The sequence below is a fragment of the Streptomyces sp. bgisy100 genome, from assembly GCF_057709105.1.
Window position 1 is genome coordinate 1 of record NZ_JBYITE010000004.1, and the last position, 13,153, is coordinate 13,153.

The 13,153-nt window shown below is 74.4% G+C and carries 9 protein-coding genes and 1 pseudogene; 2 read left to right on the forward strand and 8 right to left on the reverse strand.

Annotation, left to right across the window (positions count from 1 at the left end; all coding sequences use genetic code 11):
- Window positions 1–128: 128 nt before the first annotated feature.
- The 7 genes from AC3EQ1_RS04030 to AC3EQ1_RS04060 form a co-directional block, all read right to left on the reverse strand.
- Window positions 129–773: a LuxR C-terminal-related transcriptional regulator gene (locus AC3EQ1_RS04030; RefSeq protein ID WP_351505671.1), complete on the reverse strand. Its 645-nt coding sequence runs from the start codon at window positions 771–773 to the stop codon at window positions 129–131.
- Between the two features lie 193 nt (window positions 774–966).
- Entirely contained in the window at window positions 967–2,520 is a 1,554-nt protein-coding gene (locus AC3EQ1_RS04035) for a sensor histidine kinase (RefSeq protein ID WP_432092839.1), read from the reverse strand.
- Between the two features lie 507 nt (window positions 2,521–3,027).
- Entirely contained in the window at window positions 3,028–5,346 is a 2,319-nt protein-coding gene (locus AC3EQ1_RS04040) for a prolyl oligopeptidase family serine peptidase (RefSeq protein WP_432092840.1), read from the reverse strand.
- Window positions 5,343–6,875 (reverse strand): M20/M25/M40 family metallo-hydrolase, encoded by a 1,533-nt coding sequence (locus tag AC3EQ1_RS04045; RefSeq protein WP_432092841.1) that lies wholly within the window; start codon window positions 6,873–6,875, stop codon window positions 5,343–5,345. Before AC3EQ1_RS04045 ends, AC3EQ1_RS04040 begins: the two co-directional genes overlap by 4 nt.
- A complete protein-coding gene (locus AC3EQ1_RS04050) occupies window positions 6,868–7,701 on the reverse strand; it encodes a M55 family metallopeptidase (protein WP_432092842.1) in 834 nt (277 codons plus the stop codon). The genes AC3EQ1_RS04045 and AC3EQ1_RS04050 overlap by 8 nt, the downstream gene beginning before the upstream one ends.
- A gap of 398 nt (window positions 7,702–8,099) precedes the next feature.
- Window positions 8,100–10,523: an MFS transporter gene (locus tag AC3EQ1_RS04055; protein ID WP_432092843.1), complete on the reverse strand. Its 2,424-nt coding sequence runs from the start codon at window positions 10,521–10,523 to the stop codon at window positions 8,100–8,102.
- A 285-nt stretch (window positions 10,524–10,808) separates the two neighbouring features.
- Window positions 10,809–11,252, reverse strand: a complete 444-nt coding sequence (locus AC3EQ1_RS04060) for an SRPBCC family protein (protein WP_432092844.1) — start codon at window positions 11,250–11,252, stop codon at window positions 10,809–10,811.
- A 149-nt stretch (window positions 11,253–11,401) separates the two neighbouring features.
- Here AC3EQ1_RS04060 and AC3EQ1_RS04065 point away from each other — a divergent pair.
- Window positions 11,402–11,800 (forward strand): annotated as a pseudogene (locus AC3EQ1_RS04065) (Rv2578c family radical SAM protein); the annotation flags it as partial.
- A 53-nt stretch (window positions 11,801–11,853) separates the two neighbouring features.
- Window positions 11,854–12,414, forward strand: coding sequence for a GNAT family N-acetyltransferase (locus tag AC3EQ1_RS04070; protein WP_432092845.1), 561 nt, complete (start codon window positions 11,854–11,856; stop codon window positions 12,412–12,414).
- A 171-nt stretch (window positions 12,415–12,585) separates the two neighbouring features.
- On the opposite strand, the gene AC3EQ1_RS04075 is transcribed toward AC3EQ1_RS04070, so the two are convergent.
- On the reverse strand, window positions 12,586–13,125 hold the full coding sequence (locus AC3EQ1_RS04075) for a HEAT repeat domain-containing protein (protein WP_432093030.1): 540 nt from the start codon (window positions 13,123–13,125) through the stop codon (window positions 12,586–12,588).
- Window positions 13,126–13,153 lie beyond the last annotated feature (28 nt).

Genomic DNA, 13,153 nt, shown 5'->3' on the forward strand with positions numbered 1-13,153 from the left:
GCCACACAGGACGGGACCGCCCCGGGCCGCAGGCACCCGCTCGGACCCCGGGTACCCGCGGCCCCGGCCCCGGCCTCAGCCCTGGCCCCTGGCTGTCGGCTGTCGGCTGTCGGCTGTCGGCTGTCGGCTCAGACCCTCAGGTAGCGGAGGACGGCCAGCACCCTGCGATGGCCGTCCTCCGACGGCGGCAGGTCGAGCTTGAGGAAGATGTTCGAGATGTGCTTCTCGACGGCCCGCTCCGACACCACCAACTGCTGAGCGATCCCGGTGTTCGTGTGTCCCTCGGCCATGAGGGACAGGACTTCGCGCTCCCGCGGAGTGAGGTGCTCCAGGCCCCGGGGCTGTCGTCCCGCGCCCATCAGGCGGGTCACCACCTCGGGGTCGAGGGCGGTGCCGCCGTCGGCGACCCGGCGCAGCGCGTCGACGAATTCGCCGATGTCGACGACCCGTTCCTTCAGCAGATAGCCGACGCCTGCCGAGCCCTGCGCGAGCAGATCGGCCGCGTAACGGGTCTCCACGTACTGGGAGAAGATCAACACGCCCACCTCGGGCGTCTCCCGGCGGATGGCGATCGCCGCGCGCAGACCTTCGTCGGTGTGGTCGGGAGGCAGCCGGATGTCGATCACGGCCGCGTCCGGCCGGTGTTCGGTCACCGCGGTGTGCAGGGCCGCCGCGTCACCGACGGCCGCCACCACCTCCACGCCCCGCAGGGCGAGGAGCCCGGCGAGCCCCTCGCGCAGAATCGCGGAATCCTCGGCAATGACGACGCGCATCGTCGGACAACCCCCGTGTTCTCGTCACCGTTCGGGACGCGCGCCGCCACCGGTCTCCCGGGCGGACCTGCCGCCCCGTCACCGCCCCGGACACACGCGCTCCCGGCTTCCCCGCCCGCCCCGCCACCGTCCTGACCTGCGTCACCGCCCCGCCATCCGTCCCGTCATGCGTTCCGTCATGCGTTCCGTCCCGTCATGCGTCACCGGCAGGTGCCGGGCGGGCGGAGCGGGAGACGGCGTCGAGCGGTCGACTCGACGGCGGGCAGGGCGGAGCAGGAGAGGGCGGGGCAGGACACGGCGGAGCAGGACACGGCAGTACGACGGTGACCACCGTAGGCCCTCCGGCCGGGCTGTCGACGACGAGTGTCCCGTCCACCGTCCGGACCCGGGCCAGCAGTCCCGTCAGACCGCTGCCGCCGCCGATCCGCGCTCCACCGCCGCCGTCGTCCGAGACGGTCAGCCGGAGCAGCGCCGCCTCCCGCCGCACCGCCACCGCCGCGGAGCTGCCGCCGCTGTGTTTGACGACATTGGCCAGCAGTTCGGCGGCGCAGAAGTAGGCGATGCTCTCGATCGCCGGAGGCGGCCGCTCGACGCCGTCCGCCGAGACCTCCACCGGTAGCGCGCAGTCCGCGGCCAGCGTGGCCAACGCCGGTCCCAACCCCTGGTCGAGGACGGGCGGATGGATGCCGCGCACCAGGTCACGGAGGTCGGCCACGGCCCGTTTGGCGTGGTCGCGAGCGGTGTCGACCACCGAGAGCAGCTGCTGCCGCTCCGCACCGGTGTCCACCAGTTCCCGGATCATGGTGAGGTGCATGCCCAGGCCGACCAGCCGCGCCTGCGTACCGTCGTGCAGGTCGCGTTCGATGCGCCGCAGGGTGGCTGCGGCGTCGTCCACGGCATGGGCCCGGGTCTCCTCCAGATCCCGGATACGGCTCTGGGCGGCACTCGGACCGAGCAGGACGCGCAGCAGCGACCGGTGCGGGGCCAGGGCGGCACGCAGCACCAGGGGGCCGCAGAGCAGCAGCGCCAGCCCCACCACCGACAACACCACCAGCAGCGGCCAGGAATCGACCTCCAGCCCGGCGAAGGACACCGCGACACGGCGGGTGGTGCCGTCCGGCTCCCGGACCGTGGTGTGGTTCCACCGCTGAAGCACCGGCATGGTCAGGAACACCAGCCCGTAGACGTAGGCGACGAGCACGGTGACGAACGGGAGCACCGCGGTCACCGGGGCGGCGAGCAGCCAGCCCACCGCCCGCCACCCGGCCGGGTCCCGGAGCATCGCGCGGCGCCGGTTGAAGAGGCCGGACGCGGTACGGCGCTCCGGCACGTCGAGGTGATCACCCAACAGGACCCGGGCCAGAGCACGGTGGGCACCGGCGGCGCCCAGACAGGCGCGCACGGCACCGGCGATCAGCCACGGCCCCAGCGGGGTCACCGACAGCACACCGCCGACCAGCAGCCCGGCCACCGCCAGGACCGCCCCGGCCAGCGCGAGAGGCAGCGCGAGGATCCCGTACAGCGCGGCGGCCAAGCTGTGGGAGGAGAACGGCGCGGTGAACAGTCGCGCCGTTCGTCTCCGACGCGGTCCCCCGTGAGCCGTGGAGGCCACGGTGCCACTGCCGCCGCTGTCGCCCCCGCCACCACTGCCGCCGCTGCCGACGCTGTCGCCGCCGCCGCCACTGCCGCCGCTGCTGGCACTGCTGCCACTGCTGCCACTGCTGCCACTGCTGCCACTGCCGGACATGCTCCGCCCCTCCTGGAATCTCCGCGGTCCCCCGCTCCGGCCCGCGTCCTTCACGGATTCCCGGACGAGGTCGGCGTCCCGGACGGTCCCCCGGACGCCGTCCCGGGCGGGCTCCCGGTCGTCACCCGGGTTGCGCTCCTCGCCTCCCCCGCCGTGCCGAATCCAGGATTTCCCGCGGACCCAGCGGCTCACCAGGGTGACACCACGAGTCCAGGGGGTTCGGCCTCCCCCACCCCCTCCCTCCCCTCCCCTTCCTCCCCCAGAGCGGTGAACTCCCGTACTGCGAAGGGTCCGTCACCGAGCACAGCGAGCTCACCAGGGCGACGCCCCCGCGCGGAACAGCGCTACCCGAACCGAACGGGCGCTGCCTCACCTAACGGCACTGCCTCACCGAGGCACTGCCTCACCGAAGCGCTGGCCCACCGATGCGCTGCCCCACGGACCGGCGCCACCCCCGCGAACCGGTGGCCCCAGAGGCCACCGTGCCCGCCGGCCGGACAGAGTCCCTCACGGCACACCGAGCCCAGGCGCCGTGGCTGTCCCGGACCGGTCAGCACGACGGCCGGCGCTCCCACCTTCCCCAGGAGCCCCCGAAACCTCCGGCGGCTCGGGCGGCTCGTACGGTTCGGACGGCTCGGACGGCTCGGACGGCTCCGGCAGTGCAAAACCGAACACCTCCGCGTAGAGGGCAAGTTCCGCTCCGAGCACCCGGATCATGGTGTCCGCGCGGCGGAATCCGTGCCCCTCCCCCTCGAACGTGAGGTACCGGTACGGCAACCCCCGCGCGGCCAGTTCGGCGGTGAACCGCTCGCACTGCTCGGGCGGGCAGATGACATCGTCCAGCCCCTGGACGAGCAGCAGGGGCGCTCTGATCCCGTCCGCGCGGTGCACCGGGGACCGTTCGCGGTTCCGGTCCGGGAGGTCGTCCGGCGGGCCCACCAGGCTGTCGAGATAGTGCGATTCGAAGTCGTGGGTGGCGTCGGCCCAGCTCGTGAGGTCCAGGACGGGGTAGGCGGCGGTGCCGCAGGCGTACACGTCCGTGCGGGCCAGGGAGGCCGCGGCCGTCCAGCCGCCGGCGCTGCCGCCGCGGACGGCGAGCCGGGCTCGGTCGGCGCTGCCCTCGTCGGCCAGGGCCAGGGCGACGGCGGCGCAGTCCTCCACGTCGACGATCCCCCACTGTCCCCGCAGCCGGTCGCGGTAGGCGCGCCCGTAGCCGGTGGAGCCGCCGTAGTCGACCAGGGCGACCCCGATGCCCCGGGAGGTGAAGTAGGCGACCTCCAGGTCGAGTACAGGAGCGGCGCGGCCGGTGGGGCCGCCGTGCGCCCACAGAACGTACGGCGGGAGCTCGCCGGCCGGGCCGGTGTGTGCGGGGTTGCGAGGCGGGTGGACATGGGCATGGATCTCCCGGCCGCCGGGCCCCGGGAACGTCCGGTGCCGGATCTCCGGGTAGTACGCCGGGGCGACCGGATCGTGGTGCGCGGCCCCGACGACCCGGGTACGGCCGGTGGCGGTGTCGAGTTCGACGACCTCGTGGCCGCTGTACGGCCCGGCGGCGACACCCGTCACCCGCGAGCCCTGTACGGCGAGGGACGGCTCCCAGTCCGTCCACGGCCCGGGGGCGTCGTACAGTTCGCCGGTCCGGGGGTCGAGGATGCCGAGGGCCGTGGTCTCCGTGCCGTGCACCACGGCGATCAGCCCGTCCGGCAGCGGGGCGAACCAGCGGCTGCCCAGCTTCCACAGCGGCCCGGCGAACTCCTCGGCGCGCGGGCAGAGTGCGGTGGCCCGGCCGTCCTCCGGGCGGACGCGGTACAGGTTCCACCAGCCGCCGCGGTCGCTCGCCACGAGCAGCGTCCCGTCGTCCGCCCAGGCGACCTGGGCGAGGGCCTCTTCCCCGCTCTCCGGCGCCCCCAGCAGCGTCCGGGGCGCGCCGAGGGTGCCGTCCGGCAGGACGTCGGCGAGCAGCAGCTCGGTGCCGTCCCAGGGCATCCGGGGGTGGTCCCAGGCGATCCAGGCGGCGTGACGGCCGTCGGGGGAGAGCTGCGGGCCGGTGACGAACCGGTGTCCGGCGCCGGTGAGTTCGCGCACGGCGGTCCGGTCCTCGGCGGCCGAGCCGTCCAGCGGCACCGCCGCGAGGACCCGCCGCACGTCGCAGGGGCGGTCACCGGTGAACTCCTCCAGCACGCACCACACTTCGCCGCGCTCGGGCAGGATCTGCGGGTCCGCCCAGCGCAGGCCCCGGCCGACCGGCGACAGCGGCGTGAGGGGACGGGGCGCACCGGGGCGGTCCGGGGCGCCGGGGAGATCCGGGGCGCCGTGGGTGCCGGTCGGCCGTCGGGTGCCGGTGGTGACATGGGCACCGGCCCCGCCGTGGGCGCCAGTCGGCCGTTGGGTGCCGGGTGCGCCATAGGTACCGGATCCACCGTGGGCACCGGACCCACTGTGCGCACCGGACCCACTGTGGGTGCCGGACGCGCCCCAGCCGGGGGAGCCCGAAGCCGCGTCCGGCTCGAAGGCGTACAGCCGCTGGTCGGCGAAGTGGACGAAGACGCCGAGCGGTCCGCCCCCGTCCCGGGGCACGGCCGCCCAGGGTCTGCCGCCGTACTCCATGACCCGGCTGCGGACGTTCCAGGGCGGGGGAAGCAGGGAGTGCGCGGGGCCGTCCGCGGTGCGCCGCACCAGGGCTCGCCGGCCGTGCTCACCGGGCCGCGGCTCGGTCCACCAGGTCTCGGCCCCGACCGTGCCGAGGAACTCCGGCCGGCCGTCGCGCGCGGCGGCCAGCGCGGCGTCGATCGGCGAGCGCCACCCGCCGTAGGGGGCCGTGGTCATGTTCCACCGCCCGTACCCGCACCATCCGGTTCCGTACCGCCCGGTTCCGTACCGCCCGGTTCCGCACCGCCCGGTCCGCCGCTCCCGGTCCGCGACGTGGTGCCGTTCCGCGACGCGGTGCCGTTCCGCGACGCGGTGCTGTTCCGCGACGCGGTGCCGTTCCGCGACGCGGTGCCGTTCCGCAGGAAGCGGTCGAGGGCACGGACGCCGAACCGGAGGGCCTCCACCGGCACCCGTTCGTCGACACCGTGGAACAGCGCCTGGTAGTCGAAGCCTTCGGGCAGCTTCAGCGGGGAGAAGCCGTACCCGACGATGCCCAGTCGGGAGAACTGCTTGGCGTCCGTCCCCCCGGACATGCAGTAGGGCACCGCGGTCGCGCCCGGGTCGAAGTGCTCCACGGCCTCCCGCATGGCCAGGAAGGACGGGGAGTCGACCGGGGCCTGCAGCGGGACCTCGCGGTGGTGGAACTCCCAGTCCACGTACGGGCCGGTGAGCCGGTCGAGGGTCTGCCGGAACTCGTCCTCACCGCCCGGCACGATCCGGCCGTCGACGAAGCCCGTGGCATGGCCTGGAATCACATTGATCTTGTAGCCGGCATCGAGCATGGTCGGGTTCGTGCTGTTGCGCACCGTCGGCTGGACGATCGCGCCGGCCGGGCCCAGCTCGGCGATCAGGGCGTCGACGGCGCGGGCCAGGGCCTCCGGATCGTCCGCGGGCAGCTCCGCCGCGATGCCGTGCGCCGCCGCGAGTTCGGTCAGCGCGGCCCGTACGGTCGGGGTGATGCGGACCGGCCACCGGTGGTCCCCGATCCGGGAGACCGCGCCGGCCAGTCTGCTCACGGCGTTCTCCCGGTTGACCTTGGAGCCGTGCCCCGCGCGGCCGTCGGCCGTCAGCCGCAGCCACGCCGTGCCCCGCTCCCCCGCCCCGATCGGGTAGAACCGCCGCCCGTTGGCGTGGAAGGTGAACGCACCGGACTCCGAGATGCCCTCCGTGCAGCCCTCGAACAGCTCCGGGTGCCGGTCGGCGAGGAAGCCCGAGCCGTACTCGCCGTTGTCCTCCTCGTCGGCGGTGAAGGCCAGCACGATGTCCCGCCGGGGCCGGGCCCCGGTGCGTGCCCAGGACCGGAGCACCGACAGGACCATCGCGTCCATGTTCTTCATGTCGATGGCGCCACGGCCCCACACCACGCCGTCCCGGACCTCGCCGGAGAAGGGGTGCACGGTCCAGTCGGCCGGTTCGGCCGGCACCACGTCCAGATGGCCGTGGACGAGCAGGGCCGTCTCCGTCGGGTCGGTGCCCTCGATCCGGGCCACCACATTCGTCCGGCCGGGCGCCCGCTCCAGCAGGACCGGTTCCAGGCCGGCCTCGGTGAGCAGCCCCGCGACGTACTCGGCGGCGGGCCGCTCGGCGCAGTCCCCGCCCCCGCGGTTGGTGGTGTCGATACGGATCAGGTCCGAGGTGAACCGCACCACCTCGTCCATGGCGGCCTCGTCCACCGCCGCCCCCTCCGGGGCCGTCCGCTCAGCCATACTGCTCCTCCGTCGCCGCCGACACGATGGTGGTGACGGCCTTGAAGCAGCGGATGCCGTCGTACATCGTGTCGCTCGTGTAGGCGACCCGGCGCTCCCCGGTGGCCGCCACGCCCGGAACCACCGTCGCCGCTCCCGCCAGGTGCTCCGCGTCGAATTCCAGCTCCACGGTGAACGGCCCCTTCCGGGCCGGTTCGTGACGCAGCGCCAGCCCCGCCGCCTCCTTCGCCGCCGCGCGGATGTCGGCGGCCGTGCGGGCCGGGGTGCGGCAGACCGCCGCGTACCGCGAGACGTAGTCCTTGACGGCCACGCCGCGCGCCCGCGGGGCCCACCCGGCGGCGTCCTCGCACGTTCTGTCGTCGCCGGTCACCAGCACCACCGGAACCCCGAACTCCGCGGCCACCAGGGCGTTGAGCAGGCCTTCGCTCGCGCGGGTGCCGTCGACCCAGACCCCGGTGACGGAGTTGGCCAGATAGGTGTGGGCCAGCACCCCCTCGGTGCCCGCACCGGTGTGATAGCCGACGAACGCCACCCCGTCCACGTCCCCGTGCTGCACGCCCTCGACCATGCTCAGCGACTTGTGCCGCCCGGTGAGCATCTGCGCCCGGTCGTCGAGCTGCTCCAGCAGCAGGTTGCGCATGGTCCAGTGCGCCTCGTTGACCACCACGTCGTCCGCGCCGCCGTCGAAGAAACCGGCGATCGCCGCATTCACATCGGACGTGAACAGGGGGCGGCAGCGCTCCCACTGCTCACTGCCCGGGAGCACATCGCCCGGCCAGGTCACACCGGTCGCGCCCTCCATGTCCGCGGAAATGAGGATCTTCATGCCACGACGGTACGCGCCGCCGCGGAGCCGAACCAGGCCTGTGGACAACCGCACCGGGCCGGCCGCGGGAAGTCAGCCCGTACGGCCCATGACCAGCGGCCGGACGGGCAACGGAGCACCTTCCGGGCGGACGCGACGGCCGTGACCGGCGGCCGGAGGGACGGCGCCACCCACGCGCCCGCAGCCGCGACGGAGGCACATCCCGGTGACGGACCGCCCTGACCGAAGCCTGCCCCGACCCCGGCCGCCGAGGGCGAAACCCTGTGTCGCCGAAGGCCGGCGCGGACAGCATGCCTCCTCAGCGCGGGCCCCCTCCCGACGGCTCCTCACCACCCGTTCGGCCGCACCACCGCCGGCGCCGCACCACCGCCGGCCGCGGTCGCCCGCCCGACCGCCCGTCAGTCCTCGTGCCCGAGCTGGAGGTCCCGTTCGGTGCGGCCCCCGCCGGCCACCTGGAGCACAGTGGCCACCGGCGGGTACCCGGCGGCGATCACCGTGTACTCGCCGGCCGACAGGTCGACGAACCGGAAGGTGCCGTCCAGTCCCGTCGTCAGGGTGTCGACCACATTGCCCGCCGCGTCCAGCAGGGTGACCCGGGCGTCCTCGACGGCGCGGCCCGCGTGCGCCCGTACGGTGCCGCGGAGCACCGCGCCGCCCGCGAGCTCGACGTCCTGCCGGGTCTCCCGCGCCGCCTGGACGGTGACGGCGAGGGCGGCCGGGCGGAAGGCCGGGGCGCTGGCGGCGAGGACGTACTCCCCGGCGACCAGCTCCCCCATCACATATCCGCCCTCCCGCCCGCTGCGGGTGGTGGCGACCACCTCGCCGCGGACGTCGGTGAGGGTCACCGTGGCGTCCCGCACCGGCGAGCCGTCCGCGGTCAGCACCGTCCCGGCGAGCCGGCCCGCGCCACCGAGCACCACGTCGAGGTCGACCGGGCGCTCGCCGACGGTGACGCTCACGGCCTGCGGCTGGTGCCCGCCCGCCGCCGCGATGAGCACATAGGACCCCGGTCCGGGCGTGCTCAGCGCGTACCGCCCGTCCTCGCCGGAGGCGCCGCGTCCGATCTGCCGGCCGGAGACGTCGATGAGGGTGAGCGCGGCGCGGGGCACCGTGGTCCCGTCGTGGTGCTGGACGGTGCCGCAGACCGGTACCCCGGTCGGCGCCGCGCCGGTGCCGGACACCGGGGCGGGGGCGGCGGTGGCGGCCCCGGAGGAGGACCGTGCGGGCGGGACGGTCATGGTCTCGGCGGTGGGGGCGTGGTAGGACACCAGGGGTTTCTCCGTCAACAGGAAGGCGAGCAGGAAGCCGAGCAGGAGCACCGGCACGAGGTAGAGGAAGATGCGCGGCATGGCCTCGGCGTACGCCCGGATGTATCCGTCACGCAGCGCCGCCTCCATGGCGTGCACCATCTGCGGGGTGATCGAGTCCGGCTCCGGCAGGGCGACCCCGGCGGGGAGTTCGTCCGCCAGGCTGTCGGTGAGCCGGCCGGCGAAGAGCGTGCCGAAGACCGCAGCGCCGACCGAACCGCCCATCTGCCGGAAGTAGTTGTTGGCACTGGTGGCCACGCCGAGGTCGGCCGGCGGCACCGCGTTCTGCACCGCCAGGACGAGCACCGGCATGACCAGTCCGATGCCGACACCGAGGATCGCCATCCAGACGCTGTACTCGGCCCGGCTCGTGTCCGTGCCGAGCCGGGACAGCAGCCACATGCCGACCGCGGAGACGGCGCAGCCCGTCACCGGATAGACCTTGTAGCGGCCGGTGCGGCTGATCAGCCGGCCGGAGAGCACGGAGGCGAGCACGATGCCGCCCATCATGGGCAGCATCAGCAGTCCGGACTCGGTGGCGCTCACCCCGTCGACCATCTGGAGGAAGGTCGGCAGATAGCTGGCGGCACCGAACAGCGCGACCCCGATGACCATGCCGATGAGCCCGGTCATGGTGAACACCCCGTCACGGAACAGCCGCATCGGAATGATCGGTTCGGGTGCGAAGTTCTCGACGACGACGAAGAGCAGCACCGAGCCCACGGCCCCGCAGGCGAGCCCGAGGACGACCCGGGAGGTCCAGGCGTACTCGGTGCCGCCCCAACTGGTCAGCAGGACCAGGCAGGTGGAGGCGGCGGCGAGGAGGAGCGCGCCGAGGATGTCGAGGCGTGGGCGGGCGGCGGGCTTCGGCAGCTTGAGCACGACGGCGACGACGGCCAGGGTGATCAGGCCGAAGGGCACGTTGATGTAGAAGCACCAGCGCCAGGACGCGTGGTTGGTGAAGAAGCCGCCGAGCAGCGGTCCGGCGACGGAGGCGAGGCCGAAGGCGGCCCCGATGACACCCATGTACCGGCCGCGTTCCCGGGCCGGGACGATGTCGGCCATGATCGCCTGGACGCCGATCATCAGGCCTCCGCCGCCGACGCCCTGGACGGCGCGGAAGGCGATCAGTTCGTTCATCGTCCCGGAGCGGCCCGCGAGGGCGGAGCCGACGACGAACACCACGATGGCGAACTGGAAGACGCCCTTGCGGCCGAAGAGATCGCCGCACTTGCCGTAGAGGGGCAGCACGACGGTCGAGGCGAGGAGGTAGGCCGTCACGGCCCAGGACATCCGGTCCAGGCCGTGCAGTTCGCCGACGATCCTGGGGAGCGCGGTGGCGACGATGGTCTGGTCGAGCGCCGCGAGGAGCAGGGTCAGCATCAGCCCCAGGAAGACCGCCCGGATCCGGCGCGGGCCGAGCTGCGGGGGCGGTACGGGGCCGGCGGGAGTGGGGCCGGCGGGGGCGGCCGCGGCGGGCGGCCGGGCGTCCTTCACCAGTGTGGTCCCGCCCACGTACAGCTCCCCTCGTCGCGTTTGCGCCGCCAGTTGTCGCATTGCACGACAACCGGGAGCAAGCGCGACGATTCACCGGGACGAGGGACCGGATCGGGGCCCGACTACCGTGCGCCGGACGGGCATCGGGCGCTCATCAGCGTGTTTCGGCCGAGCCGGGGAACCTGCGGCACCTGCCCGAAGCCACCGGAAAACCACTCGTTCCGGTGAGCTTCGGGTGCACTGCGGCGACGGCCCGGGAGCGCGACCCGTCGCCGGACGGCGCGCCTCCCGGTCTCTCTCGGGCTACTTCTCGACGTGGGCGGCGAGCTTCGCGAGCACCGCGTCGTAGATCCTGCCGAGGCCCTTGGGGGCGAAGGTCTTCTCGAAGAAGCCGCCGATGCCGCCCGCGCCGTTCCAGACGGTGGTGACGACGACGTTGGACGCGCCGGTCCCGGCCGGGGTCACGGTCCAGGTGGTGACCATGGAGGAGTTGCGGTCCTTCTCCACCAGCTGCCCGGCGCTGGGCTCGGAGACCTCCAGCAGGCAGTCGCGGACCCGCTTGCTGGTGGCCTGGAGCTTCCAGTGCACCAGGGTGCCCTCCCCGCTGCCGCCCTCGCGCACCTCGTACTCGCTGAAGTGCTCGGGGAGCAGCTCGGCGCGGGTGCCGGAGTAGTCGGCCAGGGCCGCGAACACCGCCTCCGGTTCCGCCTGGACGATCCGCTCCGTGGTGGCCTCGACCTGCGCCATCGCTGTTCCTTCCGTCGACCTGCCGGTGTCCGCATCCGGGCCCGGATCCGGTGCCGCACAGCCAACCACCGGCGGCGCGCCCGCCCAAATCCGGGCGCCGCCGGGCACCGGCCGCCGGTACACCAGCCACCCGGTACCGGCCGCCGCCGGGACCGGCCGTCTGGATGGCCCCGGTCATCCCCTTCCTCAGCGATACACCCGAGCAGCTCCGCGCGACGGTGCGGGCCATCGCGGCCGCCGGGGCGGCCTCGGTGACACCGCTGGTGCTGCATCTGCGGCCGGGCGCCCGGGAGTGGTTCATGGAGTGGCTGGGCCACCACCACCCGCACCTGGTGCGGCGCTACGAGACGATGTACGCGGGCGGGTCGTACGCTCCGACGTGGTACCAGCGCCGGATCACCCGCCAGGTCCACGAATACGCCAGGGAGTTCGGCATGGGCCCCTTCCGCGCGGGCGCGGCACGCCGCATCGCCGAACCGCCGGCCACGGAACCGTCGGCCCCGTCAGCCCCGTCGACTCCGGAACCGACGCAGCTCACGCTGCTGTGAGCGCCCGGGAAAACCGCGGTGCGCCGGCCGAAGCGCGCACCTAGCCTGAACACATGTTGCTCATCAGGGACATGACGGAGCGGGACCTCCGGGCCGTGTCGACCGCGCGGGTGCGCGGCTGGCAGTCCGCGTACGCCGGGCTGCTGCCGCAGGCCACGCTCGACGCGATGAGCGTCGAGGAGGACCTGGCCCGGCGCCGGGAGATCTTCGCGCACGGCCGCGGCACCGCCGGCGGCCCCGCCGATCTGGTGGCCGAGCGCGGCGGCGAGGTCATCGGCTGGGCCTGCACCGGCCCCTGCCGCGACGCGGACGCCGGCCCCGGCGACGGTGAGCTCTACGCCCTCTACGTACTCCCCGAGCACCTGTCCACCGGTACCGGGCGGGCCCTGCTGGCCGCTTCGCTCGCGCACGCCGCCGACCGCGGCTTCACGGCGCTGCGCCTCTGGGTGCTCGAAGGCAACGCCCGAGCCCGCCGCTTCTACGAGATCGCGGGCTTCGCCCCGGACGGCGGGCGGGATCCGAACACCGTGGACGGCGCACCGGCTCCGGAGGTCCGCTACGCGCTCCGGCTGTCCGGCGCGGCGCCTGCCGGCGCTGTCCCGCTCGGCCCGTAGCCCCCTTCCCGGCCGGCCGTCTCCATCTCTTCCAGCCGGCCGCCTCCTCCCCTCACCGACCCGCCGACCCCACCTCTTCCAGCCAGGCACCTCCTCCCCTCACCGACCCGCCGACCCCACCTCTTCCGCCCCACCATCTCCGCCTCGTCCGACCCGTCGCCTCCACTCCTCTCAGCCCGCCGCCTCCGCCCCCAGCCGCGCCAGCGACGCCGCCGCGGCCGCCGCCAGCCGGGGGTGGTCCCGGGCCGCTTGCAGCACCGGTACGGCACGGTCGTCGCCCAGCGCGCCCAGCCCCTCGACGCACGCCAGCGCGATCCGCCAGAACGGGTCGTGCGGGGCCAGCAGCCGCCGCAGGGTCGCGGTCAGCGCCGGCGCCGACTCCGGTGCGCGCAGCGCGGTGAGCAGCCGGACGGGGTGCAGGGCGTAGGCCGTGCGCAGCGGGTTGGTGGCCAGCGCGGCCGCCGCCCGGGCCGTCCGGGGGTCCCCGAGCCGGGCCAGGGCGACGGCCGCGGTGGCGCACCGCTCCGGGTCCCGGTGGTTGAGCAGCAGGACCAGCGGTTCGAAGGCGCGCCGGTCACCGGCGCACGCCAGGCCGAACGCCGCGATCTCCCGGGCCCACAGCGGCCGGCCGGCCTCGGCCAGCACCCCCGCCAGCTCCGCGACCGCACCGCCCGTACCGGCCGGAGGAACCGCCTCCGGGGACGCGTCCAACGGCGCCCGGGCCGTCGTCCGCGCACCG

What these genes read in the sequence shown, in the direction of transcription:
- AC3EQ1_RS04045 (WP_432092841.1), bottom strand. Translation starts at nt 6,875, where the DNA reads ATGGCTGAGCGGACGGCCCCGGAGGGGGCGGCGGTGGACGAGGCCGCC.
- AC3EQ1_RS04035 (WP_432092839.1), bottom strand. Translation starts at nt 2,520, where the DNA reads ATGTCCGGCAGTGGCAGCAGTGGCAGCAGTGGCAGCAGTGGCAGCAGT.
- AC3EQ1_RS04050 (WP_432092842.1), bottom strand. Translation starts at nt 7,701, where the DNA reads ATGAAGATCCTCATTTCCGCGGACATGGAGGGCGCGACCGGTGTGACC.
- AC3EQ1_RS04030 (WP_351505671.1), bottom strand. Translation starts at nt 773, where the DNA reads ATGCGCGTCGTCATTGCCGAGGATTCCGCGATTCTGCGCGAGGGGCTC.
- AC3EQ1_RS04070 (WP_432092845.1), top strand. Translation starts at nt 11,854, where the DNA reads ATGTTGCTCATCAGGGACATGACGGAGCGGGACCTCCGGGCCGTGTCG.
- AC3EQ1_RS04040 (WP_432092840.1), bottom strand. Translation starts at nt 5,346, where the DNA reads ATGACCACGGCCCCCTACGGCGGGTGGCGCTCGCCGATCGACGCCGCG.
- AC3EQ1_RS04060 (WP_432092844.1), bottom strand. Translation starts at nt 11,252, where the DNA reads ATGGCGCAGGTCGAGGCCACCACGGAGCGGATCGTCCAGGCGGAACCG.